We start from the raw sequence: 14,403 nt of genomic DNA on the forward strand, positions 1-14,403 counted from the left end.
GCCCCGTCGTCGTGCTTCAGCCGGCGCAGCACCGACAGCCTGCGCCCCACCGTGTCCGACCGCGGCGACAGGCGCTCATGCGGCAACGTCTCCCAGCTGGGGAACTCTTCGATCGACTCATCCGGCAAGTAGCTGCGCAGCGCCGCCGCCAGGTCTTCGGTCTCCCGCCCGGTCGCCGTCACCGCCAGCACGACGCCGGGCCCGGACCCGTCGCCCGTTGCGGCCCCCTCGCCGGCGCCCGCCTCCAGCCCTTGGACCATCTCGGCCAGGAGGGCGGCCCGCAGCCCGGGCGGCGCACCGATCTGCAGATCCTCGCTGCGCTCTGCCACGGGCCGGGCCGACTGCAGCCGTACCTTCGCGAACGATTCGTCCTGGGCGAGGGCTGTGCGCAGTCCGTTCAGGCTCATTGTGTTCCATCTTCTTCCGGTCGGGCGCAACACGAATACCCTCCAGTTCGGCGCACCAGGGTTCGGCGCAACTGAGGGTCAGGGACCAACTTTACCGCGCACAGTAGGATGGATGCTGGCCCAACCAGTTCCGACAATCCGGGAGTCTTCATGGCGCTCAGCGCTTCCACTACCCTGCCCTATCCCGCAGCCAAGGTCACCGAAACCTTTACCGACGAGGCGTTCCTGCGCCACATCAGCGAGTTGGTCGGCGGCACGCTGGAGTCCGTGCAGCGCGACGGCGATGTTGCGGGCGCCTTCACGCTGACCGTGGTCCGCAAGGTTCCCAGCGCGCGGCTGCCGGAGATCGCGAAGAAGATGCTCGGCGACTCGCTCACCGTCACCCAGACCGAACGGTGGCAGGCGCCCGCGGCCGACGGTTCCCGCACCGCCGACGTCAGCATGAAGGTGGCCGGGGCCCCGGTGGACGTCACCGCGGTCCAGCAGCTCGTGGCCGACGGAGACTCCACGCGGGTGGACCTCAGCGGAGACGTAAAGTCTTCGATCCCGTTCCTGGGCGGCAAGATCGCCGCCGCCGCCGAGCCGATGCTGGGCAAGGCGCTGAACATCCAGGCGCAGCAGGCCGAGGCCTGGCTGTCCGGCCGCGCCTGATCCGGGAGCCGCTGCAGTGAATATTCCGGCTGCCCTGGCCTGGGTGCTGATCCTTGCCGGCGTCTGGGCCTTGCTGGTCTGGGCCCCGCATCTCGTCCGGGTGTGGAAGGATCCCCGCTCCAAAGACGACAAGGGCGCAATGACCCGCTACTTCACCTTGGAGTTCATGAAGGCGACCACCTCCATGATCCTGGGCATCGCCACGCTGGTGATCGGCGCCCGCGGACTCGCGGGCTAGGCCGCACGCCAGCAAGCCAAAGGAGGGGCCGGGCCGCGCGAGTGCGCCGCCCGGCCCCTTTTGCATCCGGTCAGTTCGCCGCCAGCAAGGCTTCTTCCAGCGCTACCCAGGCGAGCATCGCGCACTTCACCCGCGCCGGATACTTGGAGACGCCGGAGAACGCGGCGGCATCGCCGAGGATTTCTTCGTCGGCCTCGACACTCCCCCGTGAGCGCATCAGCTCGCGGAAGTTGTCCACCACCTTCAGCAGCTCCTCCCGCTCCATGCCTTGAGCCAGATCGCTCAATACCGACGCGGAGGCCATCGAGATGGAGCAGCCCTGGCCGTCCCAGCTGACGCCGGAGAGCATGGTCGCGGCGCCGTCCTCGTGCACGGCGGCGCGGAGCGTGATTTCGTCGCCGCAGGTCGGATTGAGCATGTGCGACTCGCCGGACTTATCTCCCGGCGGCGGATCCGCCAGAGGCGCCCCGTGCCGTTTCTTGGCGTGTTCCAGGATGATCTGCTGGTACAGCTGCTGCAGTTCAGCACTCACGTTAGTTAACTCCAAAGAACGGGCGGACCCCGGCGACGGCGTCCAGGAAGGCGTCGACGTCGTCGGTGGTGTTGTACAGATAGGTACTGACGCGGGTGGTCGCCACCAGGCCGAGGCGCCGGTGCAGCGGCTGGGCGCAATGATGGCCCACGCGGACTGCAATGCCCTTGTCATCCAGGAACTGCCCCACATCGTGGGCGTGGACGCCGTCCACATCGAACGCTGCCAGCCCGATCCGCTCGGCGCCGGCGGCGGGGCCGAGCACCCGGACACCGTCGATGGCGGAGAGTCCGGCCACCAGCCGCTGCCCCAGTTCGGCCTCCCAGGCATGGATCCGGTCCATGCCAGTCTCCTGGAGGTAGTCGACCGCAGCTGCCAGCGCCACCGCCTGCGAGATGCGCTGGGTCCCGGCCTCGAAGCGCTGCGGGGACGGCAGATAGTCGGCCTGTTCCATGGTCACCGTGGTGATCATGGAGCCGCCGGTCAGGAACGGCGGCATGGCGTTGAGCAGCTCCGCCTTGCCGTAGAGCACGCCGATGCCGGTGGGACCCAGCATCTTGTGCCCGGAAAAGGCGGCGAAATCCACGTCCAGCGCCTTCACATCGACGGCCATGTGCGGCACGGACTGGCAGGCGTCGAGCACGACGACGGCGCCCGCCTTGCGGGCGAGCGCCACCAGGTCCTCCACCGGGTTGATGGTTCCCAACACATTGGAGGCATGGGTGAACGCCACGACCTTGGTGCGCGGACCGATGACCTGCGCCGCCTCGTCGAGGCGCAGCGCGCCGGCGTCGTCCACCGGGATAAAGCGCAAGGTGGCGCCGGTGCGGAAGGCCAGCTCCTGCCAGGGGATCAGGTTGGCGTGATGCTCCATCTCGGTAACCACGAGCTCGTCGCCGGGGCCCAGCGCGAAACGCGACGCGGCCGCCCCGCCGCGGCCGGCGCTGGCGTTGGAAAAGGCATAGGCGACCAAGTTGATGGCTTCCGTGGCATTGGAGGTCCAGACCACCTCGTCGATGCCGGCATTGATGAAACCGGCGACGGTTTCCCGCGCGTTCTCGAAAGCATCGGTGGCGGAGACGGCCAGCATGTGCGCACCCCGGTGGACGGCGGCGTTCCGCTGTTCGTAGTACTCCTGTTCGGCCTCCATGACGGAGAGCGGATTCTGCGACGTGGCGCCAGAATCCAGGTACACCAGCGGCGAGCCGTTCACCTGCTGGTCGAGGATGGGGAAGTCGTTGCGGATGCGCCGCGCTTCGGCGTTGTCGATCATGCCGGCGGCATGCTTGAGGGTTGCGGGGGTGGATACCACAGACACCTGGGGTGCTCCTTGGATCGATGGCTGGAACCAGTCTGTCCCGCTATTGGCCGACAATACGCAAGACAAGTCTGCGCTAATCATCCCACTTCAGCGGGTGCGGGGTCACCTGAGCCATGCCTTACCCGCAGGCCCCGGTCACCGCGAGCGACGGCTGAACTGTCGTCGGGCCGCCCTTGAGGGCTATATACAAACCCCTGCGGATTCGTTAGAAACGAACTGGAACCCCATCATTGACCCGACCTGCAGGAGCCTGATGCCCGAACATTCCCAGACGCCCGACCACGACGAATTGCGCAGGGTGGCCGAAGAATCCTTCGGCTGGGACGTGCTCCGCGAGGGGCAGTTGGACGCCATGGCGGCGGCCGCCCGCGGTTTGGACGTCCTGGCCGTGATGCCCTCGGGTCACGGAAAGTCCGCCATCTATCAGGTTCCTGCCGTGGCGTTGCCGGGCACCGCCGTCGTGATTTCTCCGCTGATTGCGCTGCAGCACGACCAGGTGGACGCCATCAACGGCGATCTCGGCGCGCAGCGGGCCTTCGCGGTGAATTCGCACGTGAGGTCCTCCGCGGAACGGGCGGCGTGGGAGGCGGTGGCCGGCGGCGAGGCGAAGTTCCTGTTCCTGGCGCCCGAACAACTGGCCCGCGAAGAAACCCTGCGGCGGTTGGCCGAACAGGACATCTCGCTGTTGGTGGTGGACGAGGCCCACTGCATCTCGTCCTGGGGACACGATTTCCGGCCCGACTACCTGATGCTGACCTCGGTGGTGAAGCGGCTGGGACACCCGCCGGTCATCGCCCTGACGGCCACCGCGTCACCGCATACGAGGGCCGAGATCGTCGACCGGCTGGGCATGCGCGACCCGTTCATCAGTCTGCAGGGTTTCGACCGGCCGAACCTGAACCTTCAGGTCCTGCGGCATCACGAGGACGGCGGCAAACGGCGGGCCGTGGTGGACCAGGTGGCCGAACTGGGCGGGCCCGGCCTGCTGTACACGTCCACCCGCAGGGACACCGAGTGGTACGCCGCCGAGCTGGCCGGGCGCGGCCTGCGGACGGACGCCTACCACGCAGGCCGAAAGGCCTCGGACCGGGAGTCGATCCACGAACGTTTCCAGGAGAACGGGGTGGACGTGGTCGTGGCCACCTCCGCCTTCGGCATGGGGATCGACAAGCCGGACGTGCGGTTCGTGGTCCACGCGGACATCCCGGATTCGCTGGACAGTTACTACCAGGAGATCGGCCGCGCCGGACGGGACGGTGAGTCCGCGCGGGCGATTCTGCATTACCGCTCCGAGGATCTGGGCCTGCAGCGTTTCTTCGCCGGCGGCACCCCGGATTCGGACGAGCTCGCGGCTGTCTTCAGCGCCGTCCGGGAACACGGTCCGCTCCGGCCCGCCGCGCTGCGTGAACACACCGGCCTGTCGCAGCGGAAACAGTCCCGCCTGCTGAACTTCCTGGAGCACAGCGGCAGCGTCAGCGTGAACCGCAAGGGCTACCGGGCGGTCGGCGGCGAAGACCCGGCGTCGGCGGCGGAAAAGGCACTGGCGGAAGCCGATACGCGACACCGCATCGACGAGTCCCGGATCGAGATGGCCCGCGGCTATGCCGAGACGGACCGCTGCCGGCGGGACTGGCTGCTGAACTACTTCGGCGAGGAGACGGACGGCTACTGCGGCAATTGCGACAACTGCGAGGCCGGGTCCGAGGCCGAGGCCGAAGCCCGGGAGGCGTCGATGCCGGCTGGCTATGAAATCCAGCGCCCGGTGAAACACCGCGAGTGGGGGCCGGGCATCGTCATGGGCACGCAGCCCGACCGGATCACGATCCTGTTCGAATCGGTCGGCTACAAGGACATCGCCCTTTCGGCCATCGAGGCGGACGACGGCCTGTTGACCTAAACAGGCCCCGCCGGCTGGTGAGCCGGCGGGGCCTGTTTGCTGCCGGTTGTTGCTACGGCGTCGCCGGGCGGATGACGATGGTGCCCATGACGGCGTTGGCGGTGGCGCTGTCAGCGGTAGCGGTCAGGCCACCGGCCCTGGTACCGGACACCGGGCCGTTGCTGTCGGCGACCAGCCAGCTCAGGTGTCCGGTGCCCGTCCCGGCGCCGGTCTGGCGGACCGTCACACCGGCAGGTGCCGTCCAGGACGTCGTCGAAGCGGTCTTATCCGCCCAGTACGACACCACCCAGTCACCGGCCGCGGCAGTCATCACCGGAGTGGTGTGGGTTGCCCGGCTTACGGTTTCCCGCTCGAACCCGAAGGACGCCGCACTAACCTGCGCCCCGCGGTAGGCCGAGACCGCCAGCGAACCACGAGCCCAGTCGGCGGTGCGGACCGTCACCGTCGCCCCGGCATCCTGCGCCGTGGCAACCTTCGAGTACAGCACCGAGCGCATGGACGTCGTCCCTACCTCCGCAGCCAGGGTCCACCCCGCCGGCGGCGTCAGCCCGACCGTGGCCGAGTTCGCCGAGAAGGCCGCGACCAGCACGTCGCCGGCCGCTACCTGCGCCGGCATCTGGACGCTGTGGTTCATCGCCGAGCCGGTATTGGAACTGGCCACCGAACCCACGAACGCAACCCTGGCAGACGGAGGCGGCTGCGAGGAACCCGATACGGTCACCGTCCGGGTCACCGAGGCGGTTGCACCGGCGGCATCCGTCACCGTCAGCGTCACCCCGTAACTGCCCGCCGCGGTGAAGGTGTGCGAGAACACCTCGCCCGTAGCCGAAGGTCCGCCCGCGACCCGCCACGCATGAGATGCGATCGTACCGTCAGGATCGGATGACCCCGACCCGTCGAAGACGCAGCTCAACCCGCTGCACTCCGCCGTGAACGACGCCACCGGCGCCTGGTTCTGCGGCGGAGCCGACGTGCTGGTTCGTGCGATAAGTGACCGGGCGGCCCAGTTGGCGCCGTCCAGGCCCGGGCCGCTGACCGCCGCGGTGGTGCCGGACACCCGGCCATCACGGCCGGCGGGTTCGGTCCAGTTCACAGCATTCAGGTTGCCGTTGGCGGAGGCCCAGTACAGGGTGTTTCCGGCCAGGAACATGCCGCTCACGTTGCGCCAGTCCACTCCGGCGGCTGCGCCGGTGATGACGTGCTGCTGGGCGCCGATGGTGCCGGTGTCCAGTTCGAAATACCGCATGTACAGGTTGGGCTGGCCCTGGACCGTGTAGTACATCCGTCCGTTGGAGTAGAACAAACCGGTCATGCCCTGCAGCTCCTGGCCCAGGTTGGCCAGTTTGTAGCTGGAGGTCTGCCGGCCGAACGTCGCCAGATCGGTCCTGTTCAGGTTCCGCAGGTTGACCTGCTCGGCCGCGCCGATCTGGGTTCCGTTGAAGGACCGCTTTTCCATGGTCCCGTTGGCCATGGCCAGGTAAAGGGAACCGCCGGCCACGAAGCCGCCGCGGACATTGGCCCAGTCCACGTTGCCGGAGGGCGCACCGGTAACCGGAGTGGCCCTGCGGCCGTCGAAGTAGACCTGCTGGACGGCGCCGGTTCCTGACTTCAGGACATCCACGGGCAGCCTCGGTGCGCTTGCCGTAGCCGCCGCATAGCCCCCCGCCAACGGGAAATGCGCGATTCTGGCCCGGTACTGGGAGTTGGCGATGCGATCGGTGTCCGACCCGACCCACAGGCCGGTCGCCGTGGCCAGCAGGTCGAAGACTCCACGGCCGCGGTCACGTCCGGGGTTCCACGCCAGCGCCATGCCGTTGGCAGAACTGATCACGCCAATGCCTTCGCGGACTTCAGCGCCGGGCCCCACCGCGTCACCCACGAACGGGTTGTTCGTCCAGCGGTTGTGGCCGCCGAAGTAGATGTGCGCGCCGACGTGCTCCAGGGCATAGATACTGTCGCCGCCGACCCAGTTGACCCAGGTCGGGTCGAGCTGCTGGCCGGCGGCGGCGGTGTCCCAGCGCGCGATGCTGTCACAGAGGCTGGGCGGACCGGAGCCATAGCCGCCAAACGTCGAGACGGCCAGGTTTGACCCGTCCGGGGCAAAGTCCAGATCGTTCACGTAGTACGCCCGCTGGAAGTTGCAGCGGGCATCGTAGCGGTCGGTGTGCCAGTTTTGGTCCACGGAAGCCGTGGTGCCCGCGAGATTGATTTTCGCGATCTGGTTTCGATCCGCGCCGTTGACCGTGGCGAAGTGCCCGGTGATGAACATGGTGTTCCCGTCCGGGGTGGTGTCGAACTTGTGGACGAAGACGTTGATCCCGGCGTCGCCGGTGCCGGTCGCGCCGCCGACGAACTGGAAGTTCACGGTGGGCCGCAGCCCGCCGGACGAGGCATCCAGCTCGGCGAGCTTGCTGCGTTGCTGCCCGCCGATGGTGTCGAATTCACCCCCGATGAACAGCCGGTTGCCCACCAGCTTCATGTCATGCACGACCGAGTTGATCTGCCCCGGATTGAAGGCGGTGATCCGGGCGCCGTTGCTCACCGAGAGCCTGGTGACCTTCTGCACGCTGGCACCGTTCAAGGTTCCGAACTGCCCGCCGACATACACGGACTGTCCGTCCGCGGACGCCACCACGCTGCGGACCGTGCTGTTGAAGTTCGGTGCGAACGAATTGCTGATCGCGCCGGTGTTCTTGTTGAACGCAACGATGCGGTTGCGGACCAGTTCGGGACCCCCCGTGCTCGCCTGCACCCGCGTGAACGATCCGCCAAGAATGATCATGTCCCCCGCTTCCGCGATGGAGAACACGATGCCGTCGAGCACGTGCGGCGTGTAGTTGACGGGATTTGCCCGCACGACCTGGTTGTGGCTGACGTCGGCGGCCACTGCCGCGCCGGGCGTTGCCAAACCCATGCCGGCGACCAGCAGTAGCCCCAAAAAGATGGATAAGAGTCTTCGCATTGTTATTCCTGTTCTCCCCCGGTTCCGCTTGCGCGGCGGAATAGCTGCGGTCCCCTCATTCGGCATCCCGGATAAACACATCCCGAGATCAAAGAAAAGACCCTAGGCTGCACCAATACTGCCGGTGATCACCGAGGGCGGAAACACTCGGCAGCGGTTTGCGGCTACCAGTTCTTCTTCCGCCCTACTCGCATTCCTCCGGACCGCTACGGGGCGAATACCCGGTCTTTCCCACCCCGGTAACGGTGTTGGGACAGACCGGGTATTTGAAACCTTTTTCTGCACGGCCAATGGCCATACGATCGGGTCAACTTTCGTTCTCGGCGCGTTGGCTCGGGGGCGGCAGCCTCGTTGTTGAGGTTCTTGGGGGGAAGAATGAAACGAACGATTGCCCATGGCTGTGCCGCGCTCGGCCTCATCCTGGCCATGTCTGCCTGCAGCAATGGCGCGGATCCCGCGGCCGGCAACCCGCCCTCGGCGGACGGGAGGGCAAGCGGGGCTCCGGCCAAAGGAACCCGGTCCGGCGTCGGCAACGAAAAGTTGGCCACGGCGACTCCGTCACCCTCGGCCACGGCGGATGGCGCCAAGAAGAAAGCTCCTGACGCGGCCGTCAAGAAGGACAAGCCTGGCGCTGCCGGCCAGAAGGATCCACTGGCTGAACTCGACCTCAACCAACACGGCAACCTGCCCGCCGAGGTCGGCGAGGCGGGAGTGCTCGGCGAACCGACCGGAAAGAAGTTTGCCGAAATGGAGGCCAGTGAGATCCAGGCCGATTTCACCTGCACGGCGGACTCCGCGCTGCCGAGCATCAACGGGCAATTCGTCGCCATTAATTTCTCGGTGAAGGCCCATACCGAGCTGCCGGAATCCGGCTGGCCTTATTTCGCCATGTCCGTGCACGACTTTCGCGCCTGGGACGGCGAGGGCGAACAGGTAGTGGATCCGGTCGGCAACAGCGCGGGCTGTGTGCCCGAGGCCGAACTGCTGCCCAATCCGGTGAATCCGGGCGGCGACGCCGAGGGGCTGATCATCCTGGATGTCCCAAAGGGCAATGGCTCGGCGTCGTTCCGGATGGGCGGCTTCGAGGGCGCTTACGGCTGGGAATGGTCCTGGTAAGTAACGGCACAGGGGGCATCGTGATGTTGGGGGCGAAAAACCGGGTGGCGCTGCATGCGTGGCCCTTCGTGGTGTTCTTTGCCGGGTTTCCGGTGTGGTGGCTCCTGGGGTTCGGGGTGCTGGGCTTCCTGCTGATGGCGGCACCCCTGGGCTACCACCTGCTGCGCAGGCGTGCAGTGCTGCTCCCGCACGGTTTCGGGATCTGGTGGTTGTTCCTGGCGGTAGCTGCCATCGGCGTCGTCGTGCTCTGGATTCCCGTCCCGGGGCTGCTGCCCGAAGAAGGACCCGAGCGCCTCCTGCCGTGGGCCTACCGGATGGCGTGGTTCGTGGCGGTAACCATCGTCATGCTGTACATCGGCAACACCTCCGAGCGGGAACTTCCGCGCAGGCGGATCGTGCTGCTGATGGCGTGGATGTTCGTCATCACGGTTGCCGGCGGATACGCCGGACAGTTCCTGTCGCGGCTGGACTTCCCGTCCCTGCTGGAGGCGGTCCTGCCGGCCCAGCTTGCCTCGAACTCGTTCCTGAACGGCTTGATCCACCCCGGCCTGGCCCAAGTGCAGGGCATTCTGGGATTCGATAACCCGCGGCCGAAGGCGCCGTTCGAGTATGCGAATTCCTGGGGCGCAAACTTCGGCATGTTCCTGCCGTTCTTTATGCTCTCCTACGCCTATGTGCGGAACTGGTGGCAACGCGCGCTCTGGGCCGCCGTATTGGTGGCTTCGGTGCCGCCGGTTATTTTCTCGCTCAACCGCGCACTGTGGCTCGGTCTTGCCGTCCTGGCCCTGGCGGCCGGGATTAGGATGGCCCTGCGCGGCAAAGTGCTGGTTCTCATAGCCATGGCCGCCGCTTTCGTCACCGCTTTGATGACGGTACTGCTGACTCCTTTGGGCTACCTGGTGCAGGCGCGGCTGGAAAATCCGCACAGCAACCAGGGCAGGTTTAATCTGGCCAAGCGAAGTATTTCCACGATGCTGGAAGATTCCCCCGTCATCGGTTTCGGCGCCCCGCGGACCCAACAAAACAACTTCTACTCCATTGCAGCCGGCGCTACCGCCGATTGCAGCCAATGCTCACCGCCGCAGCTGGGCACCCAGGGCGCACTCTGGTACCTCATCTTCTGCACCGGCGTACTCGGTACGCTCTTCTTCCTTTGGTTCGTTGTCCGGAGGTATCTGCCGGCGCTGCGGACGCGGGACCGGGAGTCGGCCGCCATGCTCTACGTCTTCCTCTTTTTCCTCTGCGTGCTGCCGTTCTACGACACCATCGCCGCCCCGCTGATGACGCTGATGATAGGCGTCGGCTTGCTGTGGCGGCGGGAACTGGAGCAGCATCCGCCCCACCCCGGGGCGAGCCACCGGAAGCAGCGATTGAAGGAGCCGGTCTCATGAAGACGATCAGCAACAGCCCGCCGCTGGAGGACCTGATGGCCACCGTGGAGCAACTGTTCCCGGATTCACGCGTCAGCGCCGGCCCCGCCGGACCCGGACGGCATGCCTTCCGCCTGGTGCCCGGCCCGAGACGGCCGCGCCTGCTGGTCCCGGCCCGCTGCGGGGCGGCGGCGGCAGATGCCGTCGACCGGCCCAGCGCCAACGACTCGTTCGGCCGTTCGGCCCAGCGGTGGCTGCTCGCCAAGCTGCTGGCGTCGCCGGTGGGCGGGGCGCTGATGCCGCACGGGCTGAACGTCACTCCCGGGTCCGGCTCCATCAGCGACTACTTGGCCGACGTCGTGGGCGCCCCGGTGATGCTGTCCCTCTCCGTAGGCTCGGCGAGGGCGAACCGGAAGCCGGTCCTGAACGTCCACACGGCAGAGGGGCGGGAAATCGGGTTCGCCAAGGTGGGGCTTAACGACTTGACGAACGCGCTGGTGGACCATGAGCACAGCGCGCTGCGGGCCCTGGCCCGTCATCGGCCGACTGCTTTTGCTGTACCGGAGGTGATTCACCACGGCAATTGGCGCGGCAACGCCGTCCTGCTGATGACCGCGCTGCGCCCCGACAGGCGCCGCGTGCAGAACGGGGTCCCGCTGGAGGCGGCGGCGGCGATCGCCGCGACCGGCACCATCCGCTCCGGCGCCGTGGAGTCGGGGTCCTGGTTCACCCGGCTGCGGCGGCAACTGACGACGCTGCACGGCACGGGCGAGAGCGTGCTGCCGGAGCTGGCCGAGGCCTACGGCGAGCGCTTCGCCGGCTTGGACGTTCCCTTTGGCGCGTGGCACGGCGACTTCGGCGCCTGGAACCTGGCTGCCACCGCCGGGCCGCCCCTGGTCTGGGACTGGGAACGGTACGCCCGGGACGTCCCGCTGGGCAGCGACGTGGTCCATTACCTGGCCCACCCGGCCTTGCGGGCGGTGGACGACCTGGCCGCCGCACACCGGTCTTTGGGCTCCGGCTGCCGCCCGGAGCTGGCCCAGGCAGTCTGCCGCAGTGCGGGACGGGACGCCGCCCGCGACCCAGCGGTACTGGACGCGCTGGTACTGGGCTACCTGCTGACGATTACCGCCCGGTTCACCCTCGACAGCCTGACCGGGGACGGGTCCGCAGTCCGCCCCTTGGCGCGCTGGCATCAGCGGGTACTGGCAGACCGGCTGGAGCATCCCGCCCTCATCACCTTCGGCAAGAAATGAGAGATCGATGACTTTGACCGAACGGCTCAGCAGCCCCGCCCGCGCTGCGGCCCGCACGGCGGCCACGTCGGTGGGCCAGCTCAGCGCCGATTTCCGAATGCGTCCGTCATTCTTGATCGTCGGCGCCCAACGTTGCGCCACCACCAGCCTGTTCCGCATGGTGGCCCAGCACCCCCGGGTGCGCCCGCCGCTGTTGAACAAGGGCATTCACTTCTTCGACACGGCGGACCGGTTCCGGCGCGGGACGCGGTTCTACGCCGGGCATTTTCCCCTGCGCCGCGGGCGCGGGCGGGAGATCACCGGCGAAGCCAGCCCGTACTACCTGTTCCATCCCCTGGCGCCCAGGCGGATCGCGCAGGTGCTGGGACCGGTGAAAATTATCGTGCTGCTCCGCGACCCGGCCGAGCGGGCGTTCTCCGCCTACAAGCAAGAGTACGGCCGGGGTTTCGAGACCCTCGGTTTCGCCGAAGCGCTGGCAGCCGAACCGGGGCGCCTGGCCGGTGAAGAAGAACGGATCGTCGCCGACCCCTGCTATCAGTCGTTCGCGCACCAGCACCACGCCTACCGCGCCCGCGGCCGGTATGCGGCACAGCTGGAACGCATGTTCGACGCCGTCGGGCGGGAGCACGTACTGGTGCTGGACGCCGACGACTTTTTCCAGCCGGGACTGTCGCAGTGGGGCCGGTTGCTGGAGCATCTGGGGTTGCCCGAGGGGCGCCCGCCCACGACTGTGCGTTCCAATTCCCGTCCCAGCCAGCCGATGCCGGAGCGGTTGCGCCGCCGGCTCCGCGACGATTTCGCCGCCGACGACGAACGGCTCGCCCGGCTGCTGGGCTTCACTCCCAGCTGGCGCAGATAGCGGTGGCCGAGATGAAGCTTCAGGGCAGACCCCCGCATCGGCAGGCACCGGTCCGGCAGCCGGACGGTGGACATGGATCAAGATACCGCGGCCTGATACGCGCCAACTGGCGGGCCGGCAGCGCCGTGCTTGCCGCCACGCTGGCGGCCGGGTTGGGACTCCACCTGGCCAAGGAACCCGAATACACCGCCCGCACCGACGTCGTGGTCGTGGCGGTCTCGGACCTGGCCCTCAGCGATGCCCTCGTGGTGGATGTTTCCATCGACTCGGCCGTACAGTTACTGCTCTCCGATCGGGTCTTGGGGCGGACGGCCCGCAGCCTGGACTACCCGGGAGGTGCTGCCGCCCTGCTGGATGACGTAACGGTGTCGCCCGTAATCAACTCGCGGATCCTCCAGCTCTACGTCTCGGCGCCCGAGGCGCGGACTGCGTACCGCGCGGTTGCCGCGCTGTCCGAAAACTTTCTTGAGGTGCGCAGCGAATCACTCGCGGCGACCACCCGGGACCGGGTGGAAACAATCGCCGCCCAGAAGCGGGTCATCGAACGCAGCATGCGGGACCGGTCGATCACGGCCGCTTCGAATGTCGCTGTGCGGGGCAACACGCTCAGCCGCCAACACGCACAACTTGAGGCAGAACTGACTGCCCTGAGCGTCCACGACCCGGAACCCGGCTATATCTCCCGGCCGGCCCTGTTGCCCGACCGCAGCAAGCGCCTGGGGCTCCCCACCGCGATCGGGTCCAGTCTGGCGGCCGGTCTGGCCCTGGCCGCGGCCGTGGCTGCACGCAGCCAACGCCGGCACGAACAGCGGTCCCGGCCGCATGAGGGAAGGACATCATGAACACACCTACCGGGCTGCAGGTCGATGCAGCCGTCGACGTCATCATCGCCACGCACAACCGACCGGAACTGCTCCGCCAGGCGATCGGCAGCGTCATCGCCCAGAATTATCCCGGTGACATCCGCGTGACCGTGGTCCACGACCGTTGCGCTGAGGACCCGGCCCTGGCCAGCACCGAACCCCGTCGCCACGTCCGGGTCATGTCCAACCGGCGCACTCCAGGCTTGGCCGGCTCACGCAACACCGGCCTGCTCGCCGCGGACGCACCGTTGGTGGCGTTTTGCGACGACGACGACGCCTGGCGCCCGGACAAACTGAGGCAGCAGGTTCAGACCATGGTCGAGCGGGCCGCCACGGCCTGTGTAACCGGCATCGAAGTCCATTACAGGGACAAACGGTTGGTCCGCATGCCAAACGTCCGGGAGATCACGGCCGGTCAGCTCACCGGCAGCAGGTTGACCGGGGCACATCCGTCGACCTATCTCCTGCTGCGCGAGCACCTCCTCGAGAGAGTCGGGCTGGTGGACGAGGACCTGCCGCATGGCTACGGCGAGGACTACGACCTGCTGCTGCGCGCCGCCCAGCACGGCAAGGTGGCGGTGCTCGGGCAGGTGGGAGCCGACGTCCTGTGGCACCCCGACGGTTCATATTTTTCCCGACGCTGGGACGCGATGGCGGACGGCTTGGAGTATCTGATGGCCAAACACCCGGCGATCGTGGCAGACCGCCGCGGCCGGGCATGGATGCAGGGGCAGAGGGCCTTCGCGCTGGCCGCGCAGGGGAACCGCAGGGATGCCCTGCGCACGGCGGCCGGTTCATTGGCCGGCAGCCTGCTGGAACCGCGGGCCTACCTTGCGCTGGCGCTGGTGCTGAAGCTAATCAAGGCGCCGGCGGTGGTCCGGGCACTCAACGCCCGCGGCCGCGGGATTTGAGTCTCGTGCTGGTGCGCGCC

General features: G+C 67.5%; 12 protein-coding genes and 1 pseudogene. 9 read left to right on the top strand and 4 right to left on the bottom strand.

All coding sequences use genetic code 11. The annotated features are described in order from the left end of the window. Positions 1-407 (bottom strand): annotated as a pseudogene (locus AC5RV2_RS08150) (transcription-repair coupling factor); the annotation flags it as partial. A 150-nt stretch (positions 408-557) separates the two neighbouring features. Here AC5RV2_RS08150 and AC5RV2_RS08155 point away from each other — a divergent pair. Beyond that, positions 558-1,058: a DUF2505 domain-containing protein gene (locus AC5RV2_RS08155; protein WP_493977796.1), complete on the top strand. Its 501-nt coding sequence runs from the start codon at positions 558-560 to the stop codon at positions 1,056-1,058. A gap of 16 nt (positions 1,059-1,074) precedes the next feature. Then, the gene (locus AC5RV2_RS08160) at positions 1,075-1,296 is read left to right on the top strand and encodes an SCO4848 family membrane protein (RefSeq protein WP_494091950.1); all 222 of its coding nucleotides are present in this window, start codon (positions 1,075-1,077) and stop codon (positions 1,294-1,296) included. 70 nt (positions 1,297-1,366) lie between these two features. Here AC5RV2_RS08160 and sufU read toward each other — a convergent pair whose 3' ends face one another. Both sufU and AC5RV2_RS08170 read right to left on the bottom strand, forming a co-directional pair. Then, positions 1,367-1,828, bottom strand: coding sequence for a Fe-S cluster assembly sulfur transfer protein SufU (gene sufU, locus AC5RV2_RS08165; protein WP_494091951.1), 462 nt, complete (start codon positions 1,826-1,828; stop codon positions 1,367-1,369). A gap of 1 nt (position 1,829) precedes the next feature. Beyond that, positions 1,830-3,146, bottom strand: a complete 1,317-nt coding sequence (locus AC5RV2_RS08170; RefSeq protein ID WP_494091952.1) for a cysteine desulfurase — start codon at positions 3,144-3,146, stop codon at positions 1,830-1,832. A 256-nt stretch (positions 3,147-3,402) separates the two neighbouring features. Between AC5RV2_RS08170 and AC5RV2_RS08175 the strand changes: the two genes are divergently transcribed. Further along, complete coding sequence (locus AC5RV2_RS08175; RefSeq protein ID WP_494091953.1) at positions 3,403-5,046, top strand: RecQ family ATP-dependent DNA helicase; 1,644 nt, start codon at positions 3,403-3,405, stop codon at positions 5,044-5,046. A 52-nt stretch (positions 5,047-5,098) separates the two neighbouring features. Here AC5RV2_RS08175 and AC5RV2_RS08180 read toward each other — a convergent pair whose 3' ends face one another. After that, positions 5,099-8,008 (bottom strand): PKD domain-containing protein, encoded by a 2,910-nt coding sequence (locus AC5RV2_RS08180; RefSeq protein WP_494091954.1) that lies wholly within the window; start codon positions 8,006-8,008, stop codon positions 5,099-5,101. A 540-nt stretch (positions 8,009-8,548) separates the two neighbouring features. Between AC5RV2_RS08180 and AC5RV2_RS08185 the strand changes: the two genes are divergently transcribed. The 6 genes from AC5RV2_RS08185 to AC5RV2_RS08210 all read left to right on the top strand — a co-directional run bounded on the left by AC5RV2_RS08185 (position 8,549) and on the right by AC5RV2_RS08210 (position 14,383). After that, the gene (locus tag AC5RV2_RS08185) at positions 8,549-9,124 is read left to right on the top strand and encodes a hypothetical protein (RefSeq protein WP_494091955.1); all 576 of its coding nucleotides are present in this window, start codon (positions 8,549-8,551) and stop codon (positions 9,122-9,124) included. Between the two features lie 23 nt (positions 9,125-9,147). After that, positions 9,148-10,515 (top strand): O-antigen ligase family protein, encoded by a 1,368-nt coding sequence (locus AC5RV2_RS08190; RefSeq protein ID WP_494091956.1) that lies wholly within the window; start codon positions 9,148-9,150, stop codon positions 10,513-10,515. Further along, complete coding sequence (locus tag AC5RV2_RS08195) at positions 10,512-11,750, top strand: hypothetical protein (protein WP_494091957.1); 1,239 nt, start codon at positions 10,512-10,514, stop codon at positions 11,748-11,750. The genes AC5RV2_RS08190 and AC5RV2_RS08195 overlap by 4 nt, the downstream gene beginning before the upstream one ends. A 7-nt stretch (positions 11,751-11,757) precedes the next feature. Next, the gene (locus AC5RV2_RS08200) at positions 11,758-12,609 is read left to right on the top strand and encodes a sulfotransferase family protein (RefSeq protein WP_494091958.1); all 852 of its coding nucleotides are present in this window, start codon (positions 11,758-11,760) and stop codon (positions 12,607-12,609) included. A 125-nt stretch (positions 12,610-12,734) separates the two neighbouring features. Then, a complete protein-coding gene (locus AC5RV2_RS08205; protein WP_494091959.1) occupies positions 12,735-13,451 on the top strand; it encodes a YveK family protein in 717 nt (238 codons plus the stop codon). Then, positions 13,448-14,383, top strand: coding sequence for a glycosyltransferase family 2 protein (locus AC5RV2_RS08210; RefSeq protein ID WP_494091960.1), 936 nt, complete (start codon positions 13,448-13,450; stop codon positions 14,381-14,383). Before AC5RV2_RS08205 ends, AC5RV2_RS08210 begins: the two co-directional genes overlap by 4 nt. Positions 14,384-14,403 lie beyond the last annotated feature (20 nt).

The organism is Arthrobacter sp. Y3225116, from assembly GCF_059091245.1.

What these genes read in the sequence shown, in the direction of transcription:
- AC5RV2_RS08195 (WP_494091957.1), top strand. Translation starts at nt 10,512, where the DNA reads ATGAAGACGATCAGCAACAGCCCGCCGCTGGAGGACCTGATGGCCACC.
- AC5RV2_RS08200 (WP_494091958.1), top strand. Translation starts at nt 11,758, where the DNA reads ATGACTTTGACCGAACGGCTCAGCAGCCCCGCCCGCGCTGCGGCCCGC.
- AC5RV2_RS08210 (WP_494091960.1), top strand. Translation starts at nt 13,448, where the DNA reads ATGAACACACCTACCGGGCTGCAGGTCGATGCAGCCGTCGACGTCATC.
- AC5RV2_RS08175 (WP_494091953.1), top strand. Translation starts at nt 3,403, where the DNA reads ATGCCCGAACATTCCCAGACGCCCGACCACGACGAATTGCGCAGGGTG.
- AC5RV2_RS08190 (WP_494091956.1), top strand. Translation starts at nt 9,148, where the DNA reads ATGTTGGGGGCGAAAAACCGGGTGGCGCTGCATGCGTGGCCCTTCGTG.
- AC5RV2_RS08155 (WP_493977796.1), top strand. Translation starts at nt 558, where the DNA reads ATGGCGCTCAGCGCTTCCACTACCCTGCCCTATCCCGCAGCCAAGGTC.
- AC5RV2_RS08180 (WP_494091954.1), bottom strand. Translation starts at nt 8,008, where the DNA reads ATGCGAAGACTCTTATCCATCTTTTTGGGGCTACTGCTGGTCGCCGGC.